This window comes from candidate division TA06 bacterium (assembly GCA_004376575.1).
Taxonomy (GTDB): Bacteria; Hydrothermota; DG-26; order E44-bin18; family E44-bin18; genus E44-bin18.
This window is the reverse complement of record SOJN01000092.1, coordinates 1-24,261: the sequence shown is the minus strand read 5'-3', so window position 1 is coordinate 24,261 and position 24,261 is coordinate 1. Positions and strand designations below refer to the sequence as shown.

The 24,261-nt window shown below is 50.2% G+C and carries 18 protein-coding genes and 1 pseudogene; 13 read left to right on the top strand and 6 right to left on the bottom strand.

All coding sequences use genetic code 11. The annotated features are described in order from the left end of the window. From E3J62_08165 to E3J62_08150, 4 genes are all read left to right on the top strand, one after another. A partial coding sequence (locus E3J62_08165) for a DUF3800 domain-containing protein (protein ID TET45211.1) occupies positions 1 to 624 on the top strand: 624 nt, incomplete at its 5' end. Next, positions 621 to 1,121: a hypothetical protein gene (locus E3J62_08160; protein ID TET45210.1), complete on the top strand. Its 501-nt coding sequence runs from the start codon at positions 621 to 623 to the stop codon at positions 1,119 to 1,121. The genes E3J62_08165 and E3J62_08160, both read left to right, overlap by 4 nt. Before the next feature lie 141 nt (positions 1,122 to 1,262). Then, positions 1,263 to 4,103 (top strand): site-specific DNA-methyltransferase, encoded by a 2,841-nt coding sequence (locus E3J62_08155; GenBank protein TET45209.1) that lies wholly within the window; start codon positions 1,263 to 1,265, stop codon positions 4,101 to 4,103. Positions 4,104 to 4,151: 48 nt separating this feature from the next. Then, on the top strand, positions 4,152 to 4,742 hold the full coding sequence (locus E3J62_08150) for a hypothetical protein (GenBank protein ID TET45208.1): 591 nt from the start codon (positions 4,152 to 4,154) through the stop codon (positions 4,740 to 4,742). A gap of 310 nt (positions 4,743 to 5,052) precedes the next feature. Here E3J62_08150 and E3J62_08145 read toward each other — a convergent pair whose 3' ends face one another. The 3 genes from E3J62_08145 to E3J62_08135 all read right to left on the bottom strand — a co-directional run bounded on the left by E3J62_08145 (position 5,053) and on the right by E3J62_08135 (position 10,454). After that, positions 5,053 to 6,312, bottom strand: a complete 1,260-nt coding sequence (locus tag E3J62_08145) for a hypothetical protein (protein TET45207.1) — start codon at positions 6,310 to 6,312, stop codon at positions 5,053 to 5,055. 389 nt (positions 6,313 to 6,701) lie between these two features. Continuing rightward, positions 6,702 to 9,461 (bottom strand): T9SS type A sorting domain-containing protein, encoded by a 2,760-nt coding sequence (locus E3J62_08140; GenBank protein ID TET45206.1) that lies wholly within the window; start codon positions 9,459 to 9,461, stop codon positions 6,702 to 6,704. Between the two features lie 126 nt (positions 9,462 to 9,587). Then, a complete protein-coding gene (locus E3J62_08135) occupies positions 9,588 to 10,454 on the bottom strand; it encodes a hypothetical protein (GenBank protein TET45205.1) in 867 nt (288 codons plus the stop codon). 312 nt (positions 10,455 to 10,766) lie between these two features. On the opposite strand from E3J62_08135, the gene E3J62_08130 reads away from it, so the two are divergent. The 4 genes from E3J62_08130 to E3J62_08115 all read left to right on the top strand — a co-directional run bounded on the left by E3J62_08130 (position 10,767) and on the right by E3J62_08115 (position 17,309). Continuing rightward, positions 10,767 to 12,071, top strand: a complete 1,305-nt coding sequence (locus E3J62_08130; GenBank protein ID TET45204.1) for a hypothetical protein — start codon at positions 10,767 to 10,769, stop codon at positions 12,069 to 12,071. Between the two features lie 1,553 nt (positions 12,072 to 13,624). Further along, the gene (locus tag E3J62_08125) at positions 13,625 to 14,065 is read left to right on the top strand and encodes a CYTH domain-containing protein (protein TET45203.1); all 441 of its coding nucleotides are present in this window, start codon (positions 13,625 to 13,627) and stop codon (positions 14,063 to 14,065) included. A gap of 477 nt (positions 14,066 to 14,542) precedes the next feature. Beyond that, positions 14,543 to 16,279: an HD domain-containing protein gene (locus tag E3J62_08120; GenBank protein TET45202.1), complete on the top strand. Its 1,737-nt coding sequence runs from the start codon at positions 14,543 to 14,545 to the stop codon at positions 16,277 to 16,279. Between the two features lies 1 nt (position 16,280). Further along, positions 16,281 to 17,309: a hypothetical protein gene (locus E3J62_08115; GenBank protein TET45201.1), complete on the top strand. Its 1,029-nt coding sequence runs from the start codon at positions 16,281 to 16,283 to the stop codon at positions 17,307 to 17,309. Between the two features lie 579 nt (positions 17,310 to 17,888). On the opposite strand, the gene E3J62_08110 is transcribed toward E3J62_08115, so the two are convergent. Continuing rightward, the gene (locus E3J62_08110) at positions 17,889 to 18,560 is read right to left on the bottom strand and encodes a hypothetical protein (protein TET45200.1); all 672 of its coding nucleotides are present in this window, start codon (positions 18,558 to 18,560) and stop codon (positions 17,889 to 17,891) included. A gap of 259 nt (positions 18,561 to 18,819) precedes the next feature. On the opposite strand from E3J62_08110, the pseudogene E3J62_08105 reads away from it, so the two are divergent. Both E3J62_08105 and E3J62_08100 read left to right on the top strand, forming a co-directional pair. After that, positions 18,820 to 19,102 (top strand): annotated as a pseudogene (locus E3J62_08105) (site-specific integrase). A gap of 210 nt (positions 19,103 to 19,312) precedes the next feature. Then, complete coding sequence (locus tag E3J62_08100; protein TET45199.1) at positions 19,313 to 20,305, top strand: HNH endonuclease; 993 nt, start codon at positions 19,313 to 19,315, stop codon at positions 20,303 to 20,305. 63 nt (positions 20,306 to 20,368) lie between these two features. Here E3J62_08100 and E3J62_08095 read toward each other — a convergent pair whose 3' ends face one another. Both E3J62_08095 and E3J62_08090 read right to left on the bottom strand, forming a co-directional pair. Next, positions 20,369 to 20,833 (bottom strand): hypothetical protein, encoded by a 465-nt coding sequence (locus E3J62_08095; protein ID TET45198.1) that lies wholly within the window; start codon positions 20,831 to 20,833, stop codon positions 20,369 to 20,371. Positions 20,834 to 21,297: 464 nt separating this feature from the next. Next, a complete protein-coding gene (locus E3J62_08090; GenBank protein ID TET45197.1) occupies positions 21,298 to 21,549 on the bottom strand; it encodes a hypothetical protein in 252 nt (83 codons plus the stop codon). Positions 21,550 to 22,260: 711 nt separating this feature from the next. On the opposite strand from E3J62_08090, the gene E3J62_08085 reads away from it, so the two are divergent. From E3J62_08085 to E3J62_08075, 3 genes are all read left to right on the top strand, one after another. Next, positions 22,261 to 23,037, top strand: a complete 777-nt coding sequence (locus tag E3J62_08085) for a hypothetical protein (GenBank protein ID TET45196.1) — start codon at positions 22,261 to 22,263, stop codon at positions 23,035 to 23,037. A 50-nt stretch (positions 23,038 to 23,087) separates the two neighbouring features. Further along, complete coding sequence (locus E3J62_08080) at positions 23,088 to 23,339, top strand: hypothetical protein (protein ID TET45195.1); 252 nt, start codon at positions 23,088 to 23,090, stop codon at positions 23,337 to 23,339. A gap of 113 nt (positions 23,340 to 23,452) precedes the next feature. Next, complete coding sequence (locus E3J62_08075; protein TET45194.1) at positions 23,453 to 24,256, top strand: hypothetical protein; 804 nt, start codon at positions 23,453 to 23,455, stop codon at positions 24,254 to 24,256. Positions 24,257 to 24,261 lie beyond the last annotated feature (5 nt).

The window sequence follows — 24,261 nt, the reverse complement described above, 5'->3', positions numbered from 1 at the left end:
TGTCCCATAGAGAAGGTTCGTGAGACTTCGGTCCGCATACGAGAGATCAAGATTCTTCACGGACTGAAACCTGACTTAGAAATCAAATGGACAAAGATCTCTCCCGCGAAGAAACAGTTCTATCTGGATTTGCTGAATTACTTCTTTGACGATGACGACCTGCACTTCCGTGCTTTGATTGTCCCGGATAAGTCCAGGCTCCGGCACGAAACCTTTGGGCAGACACACGATGAATGGTATTACAAGATGTATTTCGATATGCTAAAGGTCATATTGAATCCCAGGGCTCACTATCGAATCTACTTAGACATCAAAGATACGAGGGGAGCAGCGAAGATTGCGAAATTACACGAGGTACTCCGAAACAGCCTCTATGATGTTTCGTGGGAAATTATTGAGAGCGTTCAGATAGTCAGATCACACGAGGTCGAGATTATGCAACTAACGGATATGCTACTCGGTGCAGTTTCCTACGCAAACAGGGGTCTTTCTGGGAACGCAGGAAAACAGGCTTTGGTGGAGCGCATGAGAAGTCGGTCACATTATAAGCTAACCCATACGACCCTGCTTCGAGAAGACAAAGTCAATCTATTTAGGTGGCAGGCCTCGGAGAAACAGGAATGACCAAAGCATGTCCCGGGTGGCTACCTGTCACGATTTCTGTCGATGGTGATTGGAGAAACAATGTCCTGCCGTTGCTCTACAGCGTCTTTGTGAAGGATTTCAAGCAGACCAGACGGATGTTTGAGAATCGCCCTGTATGGTGGGACATTAGAATAGTACCAGGCGGTGTCTATGAAGAGGGCTTCTGGCACCTTATCACGCGAATCGGGTCCAAAACGACCGAGAGGCTTTTCGACCCAAGACGTGCGGAGCGTCTCCCGTGGTGTGGTCCAACGATTAGTAACTCCAGCGATGTGGCAGTGAAAGTGTGGGATTTCAAAGAAGCGTCTGGTCGTCTGCGAACCTATCTCTGGCTTGAAGACTGGGACTATGCCATCGTCCTTGAGAAGAAACAGGAGCGGCTTGGCGAAGTCGCCTTCTTGGTGACCGCTTTCTACGTAGATGGAGAATCGCGAAGAAAAAGCCTAAGGGGCAAGTACGCGAAGAAGATGAACTGAAGTGCAATCGCCGCCCTGTAGGACGGCGAAAGATCTCCTTCTACACATGGCAGATGAGTCAACCTAATAATATAATTATAATAATAATATGTCAAGGGCTGTTTGCAGGATTTCAGCACTTTTATGGTGGAGGGGGCGACCATGGCACGGAAGAAAGCCACAAAAGCAGGTAAGAGAGCATCTTTCGAGAGCGTCAAGCACAAGAACAAGCGGGTGAATATTCCGACCCGAGAATTGGAAGACTTCGTCAAGGAAGACGAGACCAAGCCCAAAACGCTCCTCTATCCCAGGGACCCGTCCTTGGACCCGCAGTTGGTCTGGAAGGGCAAGGACGAGCAGGACCGTGAGGACTTGAAGGTTCCTGCCGTGCCGGTGTACATTCAGGAGAAGATTCATCCCCAAGCTCTGATTGAGGACTTGCGGCGCGAGGCGCAAGAAGGAAAGCCGCGTCAAATTGACCTCTATGCGGATTTCAACGGGGTACAGTTTGAGGAGTTAATTGAGTTCTATCTGCATGAGCAGAACTGGTCCAACCGGATGATACTCGGGGATTCTCTTTTGGTGATGACCTCCTTGGCCGAGAAAGAAGGGCTGAAGGGAAAGGTCCAGATGATCTACATTGACCCACCGTATGGGATTAAGTTCGGGTCGAACTGGCAGGTGTCCACGCGGAAGCGGAATGTTAAGGACGGGAAGGTAGAGGATGCGACCCGGCAACCAGAGCAGATTCGGGCGTTTCGGGACACCTGGAAGTTAGGCATTCACTCTTATCTTGCTTATTTGCGTGATCGGCTGGTGCTGGCGAGGGAACTGTTGAATGACAGCGGGAGCGTGTTTGTGCAGATTGGGGATGAGAATCTGCATTTGGTGAGGTGTGTGATGGATGAAGTGTTTGGAGGTGAGAATTTCGTTGGACAAGTCCAATTCATCAAAACGACTGCGAAGAGCGCGAAACACATCGATTCAATTAGCGATACAGTGTTGTGGTATGCACACACGTTAGAGCAGTTGAAATACCGGCAGCTTTACATTAAGAAGGAGCTCGGTGGCGAACGGATGGCAAGCTACATTTGGATTGAATCGTCAGACGGGAAACAGAGGAGAAGACTCACTGCGGACGAGGTGAAAAAGCACCAAGTCCCGAAGGGGTGGAAACTTTTTTCCCTTCAGAACATGACCTCTCAAAGCGGAGGAAAAGCGTCGAGGTTTCCAACTCAGTTTGAAGGAAGGGTCTTCCGGCCGACAAAGAATTTTTGGAAAACAAACCCGAGCGGTATGTCCAACTTGGGTAGAGCATGCCGCTTGATGGTTTCGGGCAATAGCCTCAACTATGTCAGGTATCAGAATGATTTCTCGCTGCTGCCGCTGACGAATCTGTGGATCGACACTGCAATTGCGGGTTTCGCGCAGGAAAAAATCTACGTAGTCCAAACAGCACTCAAGGTGATCACTCGCTGCGTTCTTATGACCACTGACCCGGGTGATTTGGTAGTCGACCCGACCTGCGGGAGTGGGACGACGGCTTATGTGGCAGAGCAGTGGGGCAGGCGGTGGATTACCATTGATACGTCCCGCGTGGCACTAGCGCTCGCGCGGACGCGGTTGATGGCGGCGAAGTTCCCTTACTACCTGCTGGCTGATTCTCTCGAGGGGTTGTCAAAACAGGCAGAGATTACGGGCCAGGTTCCGCCGGCCACTTCGCCCCGGACCGATAAAGATGTGCGCAAGGGGTTTGTCTATAGGCGGGTCCCGCACATCATGCTCAAATCAATTGCCAACAACGAGGAGATTGACGTCATTCATGCCAAGTGGCAAGAGAAAATGGAGTCGGTTCGGGCGAAGCTCAATAGGGCGCTGAAGAAGTCTTGGGAGGAATGGGAAATTCCTCATGAGGCAGACGAGGCCTGGTCGGATGAGGCCGGAAACCTGCTTGGTCAGTGGTGGGGTATGCGGAAAGAAAGGCAAAAGGAGACTGACGACTCTATTGCGAAGCGTGCGGATACAGAACTTCTCTATGATCAGCCTTTCCAGGCCCCCAAGCGGATTCGGGTGACCGGTCCGTTCACGGTAGAGAGCCTTTCCCCGCATAGGTTTCTGAGCGCCGACGATGACCTCGATGGAACCGTCACGGAGCGCGAGGCACGCGATCACCACGACTTCACGACCATGATTCTCGAAAACCTGAAGACGGTCGGTGTGCAGAACATGGTCAGGAACCAGCGCCTGAAGTTCGATCGTCTCGAACCCTATGCTGGACGGTGGCTGCATGCCGATGGGGAATACACCGAGAACGGTAACTCGAAGCGTGTGGCCGTGTGTATTGGTCCGGAGCACGGAACCGTGGGCCCTGAGTTGGTCAAAGAGGCAGCCAAAGAGGCGGTCAAGGGTGTGGGCTTCGACCTCTTGGTCGTCTGCGGCTTCGCTTTCGACCCCCATGCTTGGGAAGCAGCGAAGGAGTTCAGCCCACAGTCAGCAAAACCTTCCAAAGGAATCGTTGCAGAGCGGAAAGCGCAATACGGTAAGTTAATCATCCTCCTGGCCAAGATGAACCCGGACTTAGCAATGGGCGATGAACTGTTGAAGAAGACGGGCGCGGGAAACCTCTTCATGGTCTTCGGCGAACCGGACCTTAAAGTGAAAAGACAAAAGGGCGGAAGACTGGTCGTGGAGATCAAAGGCGTGGACGTTTATGACCCGACCACCGGACAGATTCGCAGCCATTCCACAGACGACATCGCCTGCTGGTTCATTGACACAGACTACAACGAGGAGAGCTTTTTTGTCCGCCATGCATACTTCGCCGGGGCGGAAGAGCCTTACGACAAGTTGAAGCGCGCTCTCAGGGCAGAGATTGATGAAGCGGCCTGGAGCGCACTCTACTCGACCAAGAGCCGGCCTTTCGATCCGCCCAAAACGGGCAAGATTGCCGTCAAAGTCATTAACCACTATGGTGACGAGGTTCTGAAGGTCTACCGATTGTAACGCCCTCCTATCTTGCGGTCAAGATGGCCAAAAACCCGGAGGTTAGATATGAAATGTTCCGGAATCCTACTCAGTATTTGCCTAATCGGCGCAGCGATAGCTTCCGGAGCCGGCGACTTGAATGAGCTTAGATATGCAGCTAGTTCGGTCGAGACTAAGATGCGACTCTTCCGGGGAAAGATTTTTGATGTTCAGTTCACAAGAATTAGCTCCGAAGGTCAACCAGCACTATATGACATATGGTGTACAGCTGAAGAAGCTAATTTTGATGATTTTTGTGATTTGGCATATCTAGTTGGAAAGATATCCAAGAAAACGGTGTGGAAATCGAGATACCTTATATTTGAGGACAGCCCAGGTTCTATTGTCATCGGGAGGATGTTCTGGAAATACAGGACGACCACGAAGGTCTGCAGAACATTCAACACGCTTGTGGATGGTGACAAGCAGTACGAACAGTATCTTGAGCGTGAGCTGGTAAACCCACCGCCCGGGAAGACAGTTATGAACCTTACTGAAGCACTCTCAAAAAAGACGCTCAACTATCTCGCCTTGAGAACAAAAATATGGAGAAGGAAAAGGGACAAACAGACTCTTGAGTGGAGCAAATGGAAGGAAGCCGGCACACTGGAATTCTGATACACTTCAATGGGTGCCCGGTGTTACGTCCTTAGACCTCCTCCGATTTCCATCGCATACTTGCCTCACATCCTGTCATAGCTGAAGGCTGTCTCCCCACAGTCGGCCAATTCATGAGCACAAAACAATCAAAATGACGATGCGGTACTCCCATCTCTCACAGCAACACCTTCAGGAGGCAGTGGGGCTGTTGAGCCTGAGACTTACTGGAGAGTTACAGAAGCATCTAAGGTCGCACGGGCCAAAGCGGGACGGCTAACGGGGGGAAGGAACGACGCTTTCTAGGGCTCGATTGGCAAATCCCCAGTAATCAAACGTCCTGCTGTGAAAGAATACATACCGGACAGTCCTTGTAGCCAGCATTATGAGCTGCAGCAAGCGTGTAGAAAAGGACTCTTTTCTGAGCGTCTACGTTGTCAATCTCGGCACACCGACGTTGTAGCGGCTCGTTAATATGGACAACCTTGGTTTCTCTCTCGGCGATGTATTTGGCTTGTATCTCATATGCTTTCACCTCTGCCTCGAATTCTGCAAGAGCGTCCTGGACGTCTTTGTCGGTTGGCAAGCCTGTTAACTGGCTGTCGTCAGGAAACTCACCTACTCGACTGTACTGCAAAGGCCCAAAAGTACCTTGGGAAGCTTCGCGCAACACAGGATCATTGGTGTCGACACCCGTGAGGCGCAAGAACTCGAAGCAAAGCTCAGTCGCTGAGAATTCACACGTTGAGACACCTACCCCTTGGTCAAGTGAAAAAGTGACCATCGCTGCACCCAGCTTGTTCCAGAGGTTCTTGATTCGCTCTTCTCGCGTGCCCGAAGCGGCGAGAAAAACGTATGCACACCTTCCCTGGTCTCCAATCATGCCAAAATAGTGGCTTTCTCCAGTTTTCCTCGCCAGAAGGGCTTTCATTAGCCATTCTTTGCCAATCTCTCTACGTTCAACACGAAGAAGCTTATTGAGCTGCCTCGCTATGGCAACATAAGACTCACTTCCATGCGCCAGTCTGGAATCCTCAAGTAGTTCGGCTGGGATATGTTGCTCCATTTGGGTATCCTCGTTGTGCGCCTCCTGTATGGCCCTGTCCACGATGAGTGCGTACTTATCTTCCTTCTGGCGACGGATCAACTTGTCACGGTGGGGACCCGTCAAGAGAGCCCATTGCCCCTTGAAGTCCGACCTGCTGAGAGTAGGAGAGATCTCACGCTTGTGTCCAAGGTAATAAGCCAAAACATCAAATTCACTGGCAAGCTCAGGAGTCGCCCATGCAGGTAAGCGGGCACGCTGATTGAGGTAGTCAAGCAGATCGGGAGTACTGCCCAAGTAGTTTGAGACACTCAACAAATCGTTGACGGTCAGATAGTGAATTGGAATCATCTGTTTGGTTCTTCGAGGATATCCATCTGGGATGGCGAGGGCGTTCCTACTGTAGTCCAGCAATACAAGGGCGTGAACTGGGGTCAGCGAGCCAGGTTTGAAGACAACCTCACCCCGTATGGGATTCTCTGTCCTCACCGCAAAAGAACGAAGGCAGCGGACCGCCCCACTCGCTTGGCGACCGAGTTGCTTCATTCTCTTCAGACACCAACGGGCCTGCTGGCTATCGGTACGGGTACCGGCATCTTCCTGTACCTTGAGCTGAACCACAATAGCTTGTCCGTCTAATTCAACTAAGACGTCGCAAAGCTCACGTTGCCGTCGGCGACGATACAAACTCGGTCGTACGTGCACGAAATCAGCGAAGAAGTGTCTTGCTGCCATCGCCGCGACGAAGTTTTCAGCTTGTGTTCCCAGATTTCCCATCTTGTTATGCTCAAACCCGACAGCTATCTGCCCAGCCTATGCAGGTGGCTCCGGGGCCGGACCTTATATCTTCTGGTTTGATTCGGCCGACCAAAAGTTCCCTGCAATGATAACCTCCCACTTTCGGAATCGCACTACTCAAGGTTCGGGCTAACCCATTATCGGAGGAATATCATTTTGTTGACGCTGGCGAAACCTCCGGCCTCAAGGCGATAGAAGTAGATCCCGGATGATACCTGCAGCCTGGACGTATCTTTTCCGTCCCAGGTAGCGGTGTATGAGCCAGCAGGCTTCTGCCCATCTGCCAGAACACTCACTAACCGCCCCGAAGAATCATAGACTTTGAGAGAGACAAGGCCCACCACAGAAATCTGATACTGAATTGTCGTTCTAGTATCGAAGGGGTTTGGCCGGTTCTGGAGCAGTCCTGCAGTTACCACTTTCGACTCTCCGCTCTCTTCTTCAATTGCGACACCAGTATAGAACGCACCAAATATTCTCTGACTGTTGTATGGTTTTGGCGCGAAACCCTCGCAGGCAAGAAGTAATTGGTTGCCTGAGCCACTAGCGATCACCGGCTTGGTTCTGGGCCAGAGCGCGTTTATTAGCTCAACACCTGAGGGGTCCAGTGTCACGCCAGACGTATCGACCCTTGCACCGTAGACATCACGCGAACCATTACGTTGATCTTCCCAGACAACCACATAGTCTATGCCGTCAAAAGCCACGGATGGCGACTCATCCAGGTATATGCCAGTAGCAATTGGTATTCCCGAGGGATCAAGTACTATCCCGGACTCGCTCACTCTTGCGCCGTAGATGTCACAAGAAAAGCCGCTCCGGTAATCTTTCCAAACGACAAGATATTTACCAGCACCAGACGCCGCACTAGGAGCTTCCTGCCGGTCCATAGCAATCGAGATCGCTATGTATGAAGAGTCCAAAATCCTCCCGGCCGTATCGACTCTAGTGCCGTAGATATCACTGTCATCACCGCTGTGAGATAGCGCCCAGACCACAAGGTAGCCACCGCTGCCAAAGACAGCGTTGGGCGTTTCTTGCGGAAGTGGTATCGTCCAGAGTGGTATGCCCGAAGTGTCGAGGACTACCCCTGACGGCGTTATTCTTGTGCCATAGATCTGCTGAATAGGGCCCCCCCTTAAGTCCTCCCAGATCGCCAAGTAGTTGGAGCCACCATAGGCGACACAGGGAGACGCCTGGTTACCGGGGGCCGTGGAGATGGGTATGCCGGAGGGGTCGAGTACTGCCCCTGATGCGCTGACCCTCGCACCATAGATGTCCCGGCTGACGCCACTGCGGCGGTCCTCCCATACCACAATGTACTCGGACCCATCGGAACCGGAGGATGGAGAGGCTTGCTGGCCGGAAGTACTACAGATGGCTATACCTGAAGGATCAAGTACTATCCCGGTTTCGCTTATCCTGGCACCGTAAATATCAAGAGTGTCACGGCGATTGTCTTCCCAAGCAACAAAGTACTGAGCCCCGCCAAAGGCTAGAGAAGGAGAGTCTTGCCAATTGGCGCCAGTGGAGATTGCTACGCCTGTCGAATCCAGCACTGCTCCTGACCTGGCAAGCCGAGCACCATAGATGTCGTCGTCTGTGCCATCGCCCCACTCGTTCCAAACCACCATGTAGGTGGAGTCGCCAAGCGTGACACAAGGAAGTGCTGGCATGAAAGCACCGCTGCGAATGCATATGCCTGAAGAATCAAGCACCGCACCAGAGGTGTCTATCCGAGCACCATAGATCTCGTAATCGGTTCCGCTACGATAATCCTGCCACACCGCGAGGTAATTTTCCCCGTCAAACGCTAAAGAAGGACGACCTTGTCCATAGGGTGCGGCGGAAATAGTCATGAAATCAAGCACTGCCCCGGAAGTATCGACTCTGGCGCCCCAAATATCGGGGTCCACGCCACTTCGACCGTCTTGCCAAATCACAAGGTAGTTCGTCCCATCAAACGCAACTGAAGGATTCCACTGATCGTCGAAGGCAGCGCAAATCAGTATCGCAGAAGAGTCAAGAACAGCGCCAGATGTATCTATTCTGGCCCCGAAGATTTCGTAATCAATGCCATCGCGTCGGTCGTCCCAGACTACTAGAAAGTTTGTCCCATCGAAGGCAACTGACGGATCCGTCTGATCATCGACAGCTGTGCAGATGGGGACACCCGAGGAATCAAGTACCACGACAGAAGTATCTACCCTGGCGCAGTAGATGTCAAAACCGTCGCCTCCTCGCGAGTCTTTCCAAACCACTAAATAGTTGGCGCCGCCGAAAGCAACGGAAGGAGTATGCTGCCAACCACTGGCTGCGGATATTGGGATCCCTGAAGAATCGAGAACTGCTCCAGACGTGTCCACTCTAGTAGCGTAGAGATCATATCGGACCCCAATCCGCCAATCATGCCATACGACAAGATAGTTGGTGCCGTCAAAAGCAACTGAAGGCCACCCCTGGGAACGATCTACTGTACAGATGGCTATGCTTGAAGAATCGATCACGGTTCCGGACTTGCTTACTCTGGTACCGAATACGTCAGAGAAAACACCGTTCCGAGCATCTTGCCACACAACGAGGTAATTGGTCCCATCAGAAGCAATAGAAGCAACGCCTTGCCAGCTACCGGCTACGCCATACGTTATTGAAGTGTCAATCATGAACTCTTGAAGCAAGGCGGAGGTGGGATACTCCCAGGGTCCGAGAATGGAACTCCCGAGGCCCGTATGTTCAGTCCGGCGGGAGACCTGCGCCACCACCTCATTTACTGAGAAAGGGACTGGACCAATCGGACCTTGACGAGCAGGTCCTACAGGGACGATAATCGAAGCACAAACCAGAATAACCGGGAAAAACATACTGATCCTTTGCCTCCCACCCAGTATTCTAGCCATTTACCACGATTTATCAAGAAGAAATCTGCATTGGGGCGGGCACGGGCTTCTGAGCGTCTAGCTTGCCAGGGTTACTTTCCAATTTTCGAAAGTTCGAAAATGCGGGAAAATGGGAATGGAGAGGTGCTATGGTTCCAACTCAAAGAATTCCTCTAACTCCTCCAAGTCTTCCTTGCTGACCTCCTCTTTCCAGCCGAGAACCACTAATCCCACAAAAGCCCTGGACTCAGATTTGTTTGTCAGCCTGAATTGATATTCTCCGCCTTTAGCTCGGAACTTGAAGATACCTCGTTTGAGTCCACGGAAGGCCTTTACTACCCTGCCACTACCGTCGATGATCTCCATATCAATTGGGTCTGCTGTTTTGCACCTGAAAGCCCCAAGACACCAATGTGATCTGCGAATAAAACTTGTGATATCCTCACGAGTGGCCGAAGGCCGAACCAGAAACCTCGCAACCAGTGGCGGGCTCATCTCCAGGTATGTATCCTTCCCAAACTCGGCGAAAGCATCACCCTTCACCGAGACCTTCGCATACGATGTATCTGCCTCGTTAGTGACAACAAGAAAGTATTTGGCAGGAGTTGTAATGGGCATAACAAGGAAGACCATATTTTTCACAGCAGAATATTTCCGCACATACTGGTAATCCAGCCCGGACTTCCATCTGGAAAAGTTACGCTCGTCAAGAAGCATAACAGCGCCAATATTGTCCAGCTTCTTTTCTGAGCACCATATGATTGCGTTCTCTCCCTTCCGGAGTTCCAATTCGAGCCAACGGGACGACGATACCGGCAATAGAACCGTCGTCTCAATGAGCTTGCGATCGTGCGGATTATACGCCTGCGTCAATAACACTTCACCGGAGATCAGAACCACATCTGCAATACGCCCTGAGCCGGACGCGCAAGCCCTGTGCCCGTTTGCCGGCAGCATGCAGAGGCCAAACGGAAGGACCAGACCCGTCAGGATAACTTGCGTGACTCTGTTCATCGGAACCCCACCTCTTTCGCGTCCTCGAAGCTCTCAGCTACTTCTCTCAAATGATACAGCTTGCAGTTGTGGAGTCAAGGGTTTACTGACATCCTTGCCCTCCAAAGACTCTGGTGGATGGGGTCTGTCAGAGAACCATGTTGACATGTGCGGGGAAGGGTGGTATTTTCTGTTCGGTTGGGAGTTAAGGAGGTTTATGCGGCTAAGAATAGCCGTCATTGTAATTTTATTAGTACAGATAAACCTATGTTAGGTGTGGATTACTGGAGCGTGCTCTTAAAGGTCGTTTAAAGGATATTCTTGGATGTTATGATGAAAATATTGAATTCTTTCCTTCTTTTCCTGATCCTTTTTTCAGCCTATACCTATGCTGATGAAACCGATTCTTTAGCCTCAAATAATATTAATGAATTTGGTATTTCTACCGGAACCTATCTGACTTTGGTATTTGATCCCGGATTGACCATGAGAAGCGGCGCTGAGAATGTTATCACTATTCAAAATGGATTAGCCCGGACGGAAGATAGGCTCATCGGTACACGTTGGTTTTCCGAAAAAGGGTTAGTGGGTAAAACAGGCGGAATCGTGTGCCGCTATGCAAAATATGCCTTAATTGATTTACCGGTAGATTGGTATTCAATTGTTTTTGCTCACGAGTATCTCGGGCATGGGGCACGCTACCGCGAGCTGGATATCGAAAAAATACATTACGCCTTCGATATGCCGCCACCTTATGGTGGAGGTGGTGGTGAGGCTTCCGCCAACATTGGCCCCGGTGTGATTAATGACCATGAAGTGCTCGGTATTTGGATAGGGGGGGTCGAAGTTCACTCTATACTTAACAAAAGACTGAGTCTACGCTGGATGGCCAAGAGAGAGATTCAATATCGGGAAGCGTCTGTCTATTTCTGGGCTTGGCAGATAATGTTCAGTTACATTCAGGATACTAACGAGGATCTGACAACAAAAGTGAATGATAACGATATAAGTGCTTATGTAAGAATAATTAACCGCCATAACGGTTACACCGATTATGATAATTTACCGATGGATGTAAAAGATCTGAAGTCCCGTACAATGATCGATGTTGCTAATCCTTTTCTTTTTTACACTTTGTTTACTATTATGAAAACCTATTTCTGGGATGGTAATAATTCCACTGGATTGCCGATGCCAAATATCAAAGGAGTTGGATATATACCCAGCCTACGTACGGGATTAACACCCTTTGGGCTTGAGTACCATTTAGAAAATTATTTACGCTTTGAAAACAAGGTGTCGTTGATTGATTTAAGGATTGGGGATCAAACCTTCCATAACTCCTGGGGCGGTGTCGGCCTCCTGATTCAGAATATGTATGAGAACGAACGATTTTCGTTAGATATGAACCTTGATGTGTGGAGCCAACCGGAAATTGAGATCGGGGGAGATCCCGTCACTTCAAAAGGTGGTGGATTTGGTGGTGCTTTCTCACTTAGAGGTTATTATGATTTCGCAGGTTCACAGTATCCAATATCGGCTATGGTTGAACTGGGATACAAATCCCCTGGTTTTCTTGAGGGTTATGTGTTAGATGCTTCTCCGATAATCATGGTTGGAATAGGGTTAAGAAATTGATACTTCTCAATATGATCCAGCGAAAGGATTGGGAATTGGAGACTGGGTGCGGTGCACCCTTCCACGCCCTCCTTCACCGAGGTTACGGAGGACGGGCTTCCATAAACTCCCTACGGTTCCTTCCTTTCGACTTCGCCCGACTACGTCGTTCCTGACTTCCCCACTTCGCTCTTCCAAGCTCCGTAGGACTTCGCGACGGGCTACACGCAGGACAGGCAGGACAAGCTCCCTTCGGCGACGCCTCAGGACTAATTTCCCTAAACTTCGCCCCTCGATAGACTCCCTCCGACTTCGCGAAGGACAGGCGGGGCTACGCTCGGGATCGAGACTCTCTAAACTTCGACTCCGTCTCAGCAAGAGAGACTAAGCAGTATCTCCGACTTGACATTTTGGGAGCTAACTGGGCCTTGCTCCCAGAAATGCCCCGATCTCGAAATCAGATTCCTCGCCCTTCGACTCCGCTCAGGACTCAGAATGACATTCGTTGCTCAGCAGGAACACGGCCCGCGGCAGAAGCGTGTTGGCATACAAGGGGAAGGGTGGTATTTTCTGCTCGGTTGGCAGACCACGGGAGGTCGAGTCCAGGTGCGTGTCTCCAGTATCAATACTTGTACAGACAGCAATAGGACCTACACGTAACATCTCAGTCGCCCTCACACTCCTCTCTCTGGTCTTGACTTGGCTAATTGCTGCTGCAGTCAGAGCAGCAGCATTGGTCGTCATATCTGCGGGAAGAGGTTTTGGGGCTGTCCTCTGGTTTCCCGCGAGGATGGCACTACGACTCTCAAGCCCAGTCATACTACTATTGCTCGCGTCATCTGGGACCCTACTACTCATTGTATTTCAAATTCTGAAGGTGCGCCGTGAGACAAGGCTGTTATTCCTGACAGGATACATATGTTTCTGGGCCATGTACCTAAATTTTGCAATAATCTCCTTCGCTTTTCAATTTAACCTCCTTCTGTTTCGGTCTCCGATATGTGCTCCTCCTTAGTTATCACTAAGACTCTCCTGCGAGCAATTTGACACTTACCCATCATCCACGGGGTCAGAACCGTGTTGACATGTACTGGTGGGGGTGCTATTTTGTGTCTGGTTTGGACTTAGGCGAAAACGCGTAGCTTTATCACTCGTTCCTTGAAAGCATATCATAGATCATAGATCTGCGATCAGTTGGGGCCGTTAGCTCAGTTGGCAGAGCACCGGATTTTTAATCCCAAACAGGGCGATTTTTGGAAATGACTGTCGGGCACGGAATTCCAGTAACTTCATGCGTCAGTTAATCTTCTCTGGACATACATTGTGTACATGGTCTATACTGTTTGTACAGTTTTTGACACAAACATGGCACAAATCTGGCACAACGGTTTCCCAGGCAGGCAGAGACCACTTGATCTGCCTGCTCTGGTTTGAGAGAGTTGATACGGAAGTAGAGCCAGAAGAGGATTTGAAGCAGTCGGACCAGCTGTTTCCTTGAGGACCGACCCACGGCGGTTGGCCGCCTGGGTCCCTGAGGAGGTTGCCAACACGAGAACAACGGCGGGGGATACGAAATGCGTAGGGAGGTCGAGAGGAAGTTCAAGATAACTCAATACGACCCACAGAGACTCAGGCCAGGGAAAAGAATCGAGCAGGGCTACCTCAGCTTCTCTCCTGAAGTAAGGGTAAGGATTCGGGGGAAGGAGGCCACTCTGACTGTCAAAGGAAGGGGCACAATCGAAAGACAGGAATTCGAATATCCAATTCCCATAAGTGATGCCGAAAAACTCTTGAAGATGACAGACTGTCAGATTTCGAAGGTCAGACACGAAGTAGAAAGACTGGAAATAGATGTCTTCGGAGGAAAGCTGAAAGGGCTTGTCCTTGCTGAAGCCGAGCTCAAGGAGAGAGCGGATGCTGTACGGAAACCGATGTGGCTTGAATGGGAAGAGGTAACCGGAGACGAAAGGTATTTGAATCGCAACCTGGCGAGACATGGCATTCCCGATGAGTGAGGTACTCCGTACCTTGCTTCATCCCGATACGCTCTTTCCCTCTGTGCCTGTATGCGAATTGATTTGGACTTGCGTGCCTGTAGTTCTCGGAAACGCCGTTGCGTCGAAGCGCTTCATCATTCAGGATGCACTCCAGAGAAAACCTTGACACCCTTGAAGTTTGCTGATACGATACGGTGCTTGGAAAGGCAACCCGGAGGATCGGGTCACCACGTATAGAGTAAACATACTGCCCTGATTTGCCGCCGGGAAACTCAGTGTTAGCCAAACAGCTGTCGACTTATGAGACTGCTGCTTTGGCAATGGCAAGAACGAGGTTTAACATTAGGATTTGCAGTTGCTGGCACTCCCAAGTCCCGGAACTGTAGTGTCAACTGGACAGCCCTATTAGTTGGTAGAGAAGGAAGGCATCTGTGGTTCCTGGTAAAGAGCACTGCGGGCAGCTGCACGCCGGAATTCTAAAGGGGGTAGACAGATATGGCTGCAAGAGGAATTGACTCGCCACAGAGAGAAGCAGGAGAAAGGCTGCAACACCAATTTGAGAGCATGCTAAAATACTCCAAGGTGATTAGAGACCCTGTGCACGGCGATATATGGATCACTGATTTGGAAAAAGAAATCATGGACAACAACTGGTTTCAGAGGCTGAGAAGAATAAGACAACTGGGACCCACCAATCTAGTGTATCCAGGTGCAAATCACACAAGGTTCGAACATAGTATCGGAACTCTATATGTAGCCCAGCAAATCATCGATGCTGTCAATAGGAATTACAGACACGTATTCCCTGACGATCCGACGTCTCGATTCTCTGAATATCCCATGACCCCTGAGGATACTTTCGTCACGAGGATCGTGGCGCTGATTCATGATACAGCGCATCTGTCGTTCGGACATGTACTTGAAGACGAGGGTAATCTTTTCGGTGAAGATAAACAATGGAAAGATGATAAGCGTAGAGAAGGCGTTCTAGGTAGAGTTCTTCCGATTATTCGGAAACGCATGGAAAGAGCTGGGATTGAGAAAACCAGAATAGACAAGACTCTGGCGGATATAGAAAGCATTCTAGTTGCCGAAGAAAAGGGTGAGAACGAAATCAGAAGATTGGACCGACCCTACATCGCCGACATCTGTGGTAATACAATCTGCGCAGACCTATTGGATTACCTGAAGAGAGATTCTTACTTCACCGGACTCAAGGCAGCTTATGACAAAAGGATGTTGTCTTACTTCGTGCTTAGGGACTACGAAGATGAGGCAACAAACGAAGTAAAACCTCGCCTCGCAATACTGCTAGAAAGAAGGCCTGGTGTTCTAAGAAGAGACGTCCTATCCGATTGTGTTGGCCTACTTAGACTGAGGTACACCCTTGCTGAAAAGGTCTACTATCATAGGGTCAAGGCAGTGCTGTCAGCAATGGTAATAAAGCTGGTATTCTGCGCAATGAAGTCGGCCCTGGATAAGGTCAAGGGTAAGAAGCAGAGGGACCAGGTCAGCCAGGAGTTCAAGGATCACATAATGCTCTCCGGTGATGACGCTTTCCTTTACGAGATTGCAAACATGCCGGAGGATATTGATGAAGACCTTCAGGCGGCAAAGAAGGTCGCATGTTCCATTCTTGGGAGACAGCTCTACACAATCACCTACTACAGGCTGGGCTATTCCCCGGAATATTGGACTAGGGTAGGCGAGTATGCCGTTCCGTCAAGGAGATACGAGCTAGAGTGCACGTTGGAGAGCGTTTTCGAGATCTCACCGGGCTCCATAATTGTCTATGCTACCAAAAAAGACGAGGGGAAAGAGGCAGAAGCTAAGATGTTTGTAAGGTCACTGTCTCCCTCTGTGCAACCACTTTCGAAGCTTGCGAGGGAGCTGGAGCATGGCAACATGGCGTTTGAGATTGAACTAATAAACAAGCGGTACGCTACGTTGTGGCGGTTCTACGTTCTGTTATCCCCAGAGTATGCGGACCAGTGGTCACAAACCCTGAAGGATGTATGTCAGAAGGGTATTGAGGACGGTGACTGGTCAGGACTTGTCGACGTAAGGGCCCAGATATTGGAAGAAACAGCAAACATAAAGCTTTGCGTATCAGAGCAGAAAGAGGTAAAAAGTGCCGTCCAAGCTATCAAGTTCGCCCGTGAGATACATGGCGTCAGTTTCAAGGAATTCATAGATAACGAGATACGCAAAGTCTTCAAAAGGAGAGGATGACTTGCGGGAAGCGGACATCTGGCATGCATTACGCTATCCCTATCTGAGCGAATACGAAATAATGGACTATGCCAAAAGGACCAGGGATGAGAAAACGAGAAAAGACATGGTCCACTTGATCAAGAGAAGACTATATGAAGACATATGGAGAAGAATGCAACGATGCGGAGAGACAAGTCCGCCATTCATTAGGTGGAAGGAGTCAAGCTTTCTCAAAGATGATCGCAGGACTGAAATCAGAGAGACGGCTGATGTAAGGTATGGTCATTTAGAAGTGAAGGATGACCGATTCATTATGCATATAAACAAGAGGTTGGGCTCCTTGCAGAAGAGAACACTCATAGGGCATGAGTTGGGCCACACTTTTCTATTCGATGTGGAGAGCACACCCATCAAGCCTTACTTCGACAGGGACAGAAGTCTTGATCTTATGAGGGTATTGCATAACAACAGCTATGCATACCGGAAAGAAGAAGCATTTATGTACGAGATCGGACAGCAGATCCTTGTGCCATCAGAACCACTTGGGGAGCTAGTTCCTACTAGTCCGTCGCTAGGTGCTTTCATGCAAGCTTGCGGTGCCTTTCTCACTACTAAAGAGTTGATGGCACGGAGATTGTTCCATTCGGTATACAACTGGGAAGATAAGACCAGCTATTGGAAAGATTGTATTCTCATTATGTATGAAACATCGTACATGACCAGTAATGACTATGCACCCCCGGAAAGAGATAAGGTCTTTAAGGGTTCCTCCTTGAAGGGCATCAACGTGAGAAAAGAACTATGGCCTTCTTTGCCGCCGATACTAAGGCTCGCATACAAGCGACCTAACCAGATAGTGAACTCTTGGGAATACACGGATTCATTCCGACTGGAACTTCTGGAAGCTAGAGGGATGCAGTTTGATGTGGAGGCTTTGCACGTGCCGAGAAGAGAGCGACGCATCTATCTGGTATTGTGCGCACGGGAGAGCGATACTCCCAAGAAGCCCGCTTCGTTGTTTCTCTTCAAGAAACAGAGTCCACCCTAGACAAAGTACCACCCAGAGGTTATTCGATGTGATGGCATAAGGATTTGGCTGTTTCCTGATTCCCTAACACGCCTGTTTCCCTAAAAATCCTGTGAGCGGTTGTCGTTGAGTCGCCTTCACTTTCTTGCTCAGACGCCGGGCAATCCTGTCCGTTAGCTTGAGGTCATCGGGTGGCCCCCTTTGTGGGTCAGACGCCAGGGCTGGTTGGATAACTCGGCGTATCTCCCGTGTTCTTGCGAACGCCTGAAAAGCCTGCTCGGCTCTTTCAAGTTTGTGCAGAATTTTGTCACAGACTTTTTGAGGGAAAGGGGTTATTTTGAGAATAGAAAGGTATGAAAATCAAAAAATCACATGACCCCGTGGTAGATGGAAGAAAAAGCGGTAGGCCCCGAAAGCCTCCCGGACACATCCCTCCGAGTAAGCGGCATCGAAAGATGCGGTGTGGGGCAAAGGCGAGAACAACGGGGAAGCCTTGTCAGAGGTGGGCTATGGCCAACGGACGGTGCATGATGCATGCCAAAACCATTCTGGCTGTCCTCGCCCGCCTCCAGGGTGACACTCGGTGTTCACGCGGGCAGGTCACTCAAATAGAGCGTCATAATCATCTATCAAGCTAGCGAGTGAGCCAGACCCTCTTTTCGCAACATCCTTTTCCCATAGCTCTATCAGCCTGGCCTTATATGGCTTTGAAATAGCGACTAAGTCATCTCTCAAACGTCTTAGGTCTCCAAGATTACTGGAGCCAGACAAGGACAACACTTTCCTTAGACGAACTGCATCCTTACAATTGGGCATCTTTAGTAAGTGGGTTATGTCAGCATTCAGTTTTTCGCGGGAGAATATGCGTTCGGCAATGTGTATCCCAAATCTATCGGAGAGCACTTCATCCGGTAGTTCGGTGGCTTGGGTTATCCTGTCCTCAGATGCATCCCTAATGAACTTCTCAACAAGAGAACTCTGGATATGAATAGAGATATCTGTTAAGCATACAAACGCATGAGCTAGCTCATGCCCAAGGATATATGCGAAATATGCAGGATACTGTTCTTTTAGAAGGCACACCTTCTTCGACACTGCGATCCCGCAATCCCAGTCTTGGCTCTTGTGCTGGTCAAATACTCTTTCACCGGGAGCATACTTCAACAGTGCTCTCGGTATGCACTCGCCAAGATTATTGTCGCATAAGGCTCTGTCACTAAGAACCAGAAGTATCGGTCCTGATGGGAGATGCGCTTCGCTTTTCACGCGCAACAAACAGCCTTCACTGAAATCAATCTGCGCTTTGTTATCGAAGATTATCGTAGTCACATGCTAACTGCCCTTTCGACAAAGGTTGACGGCAAGCACACACCTTTGCACCTCAGGGGATCCGCACGCTGCCCTCACAAGGAGCACTCCTATCCTATCACATTGACTCCACCGCATCAACAGTTCTCAAGCCCAGGGCAGAGACAGGTTAATGAAGAACCAGGAATGCCAGATGGTAGCAGACTGACACCTACTCTTATTCATACTACACAACGCATCTGCAGACAAGGCATGCAAGAGAGCCGGCATTACGAACTTCACATTCCACGATCTTCGACACACATTCGCTTCGCACCTTGCGATGGCCGGAGTGAATCTGCCCACTGTCCAGGAATTGATGGGCCACAAAACCACAAGAGATGACGATGCGCTATGCGCACGTATCCCAACAACACCTTCAGAAGGGAGTGGGATTGCTAGGCATGAATCTTACGGGAGAAATGCAACGGCAGGTAAGTGCGACCGTACCGCCAACTGAGCATTAGACCCATGCATGGGTCCCCACAAGCGAAGGACGCCGCGGGTCATGCCGTAGCAACGAGGTCAAACGAATTCCTTTTCACTGACAATGAGAGATTGCCGGGATGATATCCTTAGCCTTTCCTTGACTGCAACTGCATTCGGTGGCATAATATCAACTGGATACGGTGGGAGAAGATCGACCTCTTGATCAGACAGGAATGGCCGGAGTGTGAATGACGAATGAAATCGATAGAAAGATGGATGAACCAATGACCTTCACGTGCATTCTCTGCAGAAGGCAACTTCCAGTCAGCCGTCGCAGCAGTGACCACATAATACCAGATTCTCTGGGCTGTCCCCTGACCATCAATGATGTTTGCAAGGAATGCAACGACTCTGTCGGCAGCCAGTTGGAGTCAGAACTGCGTTACCACTTCTCGATAGCCTTCAAACTATCAGAACTCTCGATCAAGTCAAGGTCGGGTAGAGACCCTTCTTTCATACAAACAGACGCCAGAACAAAGGCATACATGGACGATGCCCAGAGCGGCGTCAGGCTGAAGAGCCATGTTTGTCTCGGTTCGGGAGGAGCACGCCAGAAGATAATCCCCACACAAACCGCCTCCGGCCATCTCATCGTCGAAGGGACGGATTTTGAGGCCACGAAGACTGCATTAGAGAAGAAAGGGGTTGTCGTCATTTCTCGAAAGCAGTTTGAAGAGGAGTCGGCCCCACCGCCCAGAGGGACGAAGATGGCTGTTTTCGAATCGAGAGCAATTCCAAAATCGAACATCTGTGTCGAAACTGGCTACGATTTCGTGAAGGTTCAAAGGGCAATCGCGAAGATGGGGCTGGCTTATCTCTCATACACCTATGGCCCTGAGAAAGCCCTCCTTCCTTGTTTCGATGATGTAAGGTCGTACATCCGGACCGGACACCCGGTTTCGGAGGTGATACTTGACTACCCGATGCCGGCTGGGGCCTGGCCTTCGAAGGAAGGCTGGCACGGAGTTGCGCTGTTCACCGTCGACCGCGGCAACACATTGTTCATGGTAGACTTCTTCGGATGCTCAAGGAACCTGGCGATGTTGGGTCCCTGGTGTGAGTGGATCCCCTATCTAAGGCACACCGAGATAGCCTATGTGAATCCAGTGAACCGGAAGGTGTTGCAGGTCGCATCCGGTAAGGCACACAGTGTGACGAGCTGCTCAAGCGATAGCGCGTAGTATTGGGAGCGGAGCGTGAAATTCTGACACTTATAGGAGCATACGCTGTGGCGCCTTTGTGACCTACCTATCTACATCAAATATCGTTGACCTGCTCTTGTAGACATTATCAACAGCATCTTCGCAGATAGCCACTAACTTGGTCTTCCCCGAGAAGCCCCGGCTTTTGAGGAATTCGGCAAGCTCTCTGACCTCGATCCAGACTTTGCAGCTTTGCCCTTCGGGTAGGTCACAGGGGAATCCAACATCGCTGTGGGGGTCCGGGAAAACCACTCTTGTATCATTTGGCAGAATGATGGCCGGGGTGTGTATTGTCACAGCTCTGTTTCCTGGATTCGAGACTATTATGAAAAGCATCTGGGGACTAACCTCAGGACCCTGAAACAGGGCACCCCACGAGAACTTGACCCTGATCCGGCGTCTGCCTTGTCTAAGCTTGGATAGTGCAGTGTAGGTCGAAAGCACCGCACCATAAACAGCGACTGCCGCCACGATGTATGTAGTCCAATGCATGCTACTACCGTTCATCTCTATGCCACGCCTCCAATTCCCGGGTCCTAACCTCTCAGGCAAACTATTGAGAAGGCCTCAGCCAGCCAATGCGTAGATGCTTTCGCCTTCTCCGTAGTAGGACTCGTATATGTGCTGATAGACAACCTCGCACTTTTGCTTATAGATCTGGGATGAGTACGTCTCTGGCAAGTCGTCTAAGGTCTCTTCGATAGTAAGCCTCACTGCGGCGCGGGACTGCTGGCGTTGATCTTTGCTCGGTGCCCTCCGAATACTCGAAGGATCCATGACTTGACAGTTTGACAGTTCACCTCTTCCCCGTACGACTCGCTGGACGTACTTCCTATCCCAACCCAACTGAAGACAGTATCTCAGAAAGAACCCGCACACACCGCGGGCAGTGAACAGCTAAGGCTCAGGCCTCAGCGGTTCAAAATTGACTTTTTGAACGCCTGACCCCGGTGACCCCTAGAGTGCTTTCTTCACCGGCTTTTCTTCACAGCCTTCTTCTTACGACTAGCTCTCTTTCGCTTTCGCGGTTTTTCCGGGAGAGGAACCGTATCAATTGCTCTGGGACTGGTTCTTCGCGCTCTTTTCTTTAGGGATGCCTTCTTCGTCGTTTTTCTTGCTGCAGCCTTTTTCTTACGAGTGGGCCTCTCTGGCGTTGGCCAGGTCCCAATTGCCCTGGTACCCCTGCCCGAAGGCTCCTTTGTGGTCGATCTTTTTCTTGCCATGTTCTCACCTCCCTTTCTGTTAGTGCCAACACAGTCACGCCTACCGCAGCGGACACGGGTTCTACCCCTATAATTTTAACATCCCCTGAGTCAGTCCGGCAAGTGGAAACCACTGGCGACCGGGCACAGCGCATCTCGGCAGAAGCGTGTTGACATGCGGGGGGAAGGGTGGTATTTTCTGCACGGTTGCGAGTTATGCAAGAACACGCAGGTTTGGGAATTCTTGCAACGAGATCTGAGGTCTCCGATCTGCGTTGAGTTGGGCCGTTAGCTCAGTTGGCAGAGCACCGGATTTTTGATCCCAATTGGGGCGGTTTTTGGAAATGACTGTCGGGCAAGAAATCCCAGTAACTTCATACGAGTATTAGTCTTCTCTGGACTTACATTGTGTGCATGGTCTATACTGTTTGTACAGTTTTTGACACAAACATGGCACAAATATGGCACAATTGATCTGAGACCCGTGATCTGAGATCGCAGATCTTGTTGGCAAGTTAGAAGTGTATAGCATGGGAGAGCTGGCGTCCGTGGTTGACTTCACGACAAAATGGATTCAACATTGGGCTGAAGCATGAAGTATGTCACAATGTCATGTCTCGTCCCCAAGGATACAGCATTGAAAAGGACTAACTCTCCTTGGTGCGTAAAGCTGAAACATGAAAGTGACTCCGGCCACTCTGTGTTAGACGGGATTGACACTCCAGGTACTCAATGTCTCGAAAAAGGAAACTAATAGGAACTTGTCACCTCTGCGGCAACAGAAGACAACTCTCCTTCGAGCATGTCCCACCTCGAGCAGCATTCAATGACAAACGGGTCATCCGTGTTCAGTTCGAGAAGACAATCGGACTAGGTCCAGATGAGATAGTCAAAGGATCGATTCAGCAACGTGGGATGGGCGACTATACTCTCTGTGTGAAATGCAACAATGACACTGGGGCCTGGTACGGAGGCAGATTTGTCGACTGGTGTTATCAGGGTATGGAAATCCTGGTCAAGTCCGGAGGGAAACCGTCGCTGATTTATCTTAACCGCCTGTATCCTCTTGCAATACTCAAGCAGATAGTCACCATGTTCCTTTCCGTCGATAGGCCTGTCTTCCGAGAAGCCAACCCTGATCTTGTTAGATTCGTCTTATACCGCTATATGAAGTACCTGCCACCGAAGTACCGCTTTTTCACATACTACAACACGACGGGGAGGTTTCGCTGTTGTGGAACGACAGTCCTTGGCGACATGTCTGGAAATGTTAGCCTTATTAGCGAGATCACATATCCGCCTTTCGGCTACGTGATGACGATAGGATCAGACCCACCTGATAAACGGCTCTTCGAGATCACTCACTTCTCAAGGTTTGGTTACCTTGAACCCAAGGTGATGACCATGAGTCTACCGGTGTTGCCGACCCATTTGGTCTATCCAGGCGATTACAGAACAAAAGAAGAAATAATCCAGCAACGGATTCAAGCTGAAAGTGAGCAAGATTAGTACAAGCCGGGCCTCACGACCTCCATCACACCTTCGCCTCCCATCTCGTAATGGCCGGCGTGAATCTCGCAACGGTTCAACAGTTGCTGGGCCACAAAACACTGAAGATGACCATGCGCTATCGACAGTTATCCCAACAGCATCTTCAGGAGGCTGTCGCACTGTTGAGTATGTGGATTTCCGCAGAGGTGCAAGAACAGATAGGAACTGCACTATCACGAGGACTCAGCAAAGTGGAGCGATTGCTCTACGTTCAGCCGCTCCGAATACCAAATGCCAAGAGTAGAGCACCCTTCCTGTAGAGAGTCGGATTACTCTGCAAAAGACCTTGACCCCAGAGGATAACGTATGATACGCTTTAGACACAAATTCACTAGGCGCACACATAGCTGAAGCAATTGGCGGAGAAGACAAGGTGGCGAACAATAAGATAGAGATAAAACTAAGGGGTACTAAGGCCGACAATGACTTGGTCAGGCTATCAGATTTCATTGCCGAACTCCATGCAACAAGCGACATCCTTAACCACATCGACCGTACGGTCAGCCGAGCAGCGTCGCCTTCCCTGTATTATAGGGTTACAGATTTGCGCTACGGAAGTCCCGCTATTGTAGAGGTTGAAGCGGTACCAGTTGAACCCTCAGAGAATCACTCTGAGGCTGTTGTTGACAGATTCTTTGTCGGACTGCGGGATATCAAGGAAAGGAGGGCACCTACAGAATTTGATCGGGAACTGCTGGAACTTTACACCAAAATCGGTGGTGTCTTCAGGAAGAACATCACTGAGATATCTTTCTCGAGTGAGCGTGCTGAAGTGACTCTGACAGAAGATCTGGGGGTGGCAGTAAAAGACATACTGGGTAAGGACGAGATTGCACAAGGAGCTGTATCTGGGATACTTGAATACATCAATATCCATGCTGGTGCCAATCGATTCTACATCTATCCAGTGGCAGGGGCCAGAAGAATTGACTGTCACTTCCCCGGCTCGTTGCTTGAAGCGGCCATCGGTGCAGTGAACCGCTATATCAACGTGCGTGGCAAGGTGAAATACAAGAAAAGAGACTGCTTTCCATATTCGGTTGAAGTTGAGGACCTAGAAATTTTTCCCAAGGAAAGCGAACTCCCGACCCTTTTTGACCTTCGTGGATTGGCCCCCGACGCAACTGGAGACCTCAGCTCCGAGGAATTTGTCAGCAGGATCCGTAATGTCGAATGAAACCC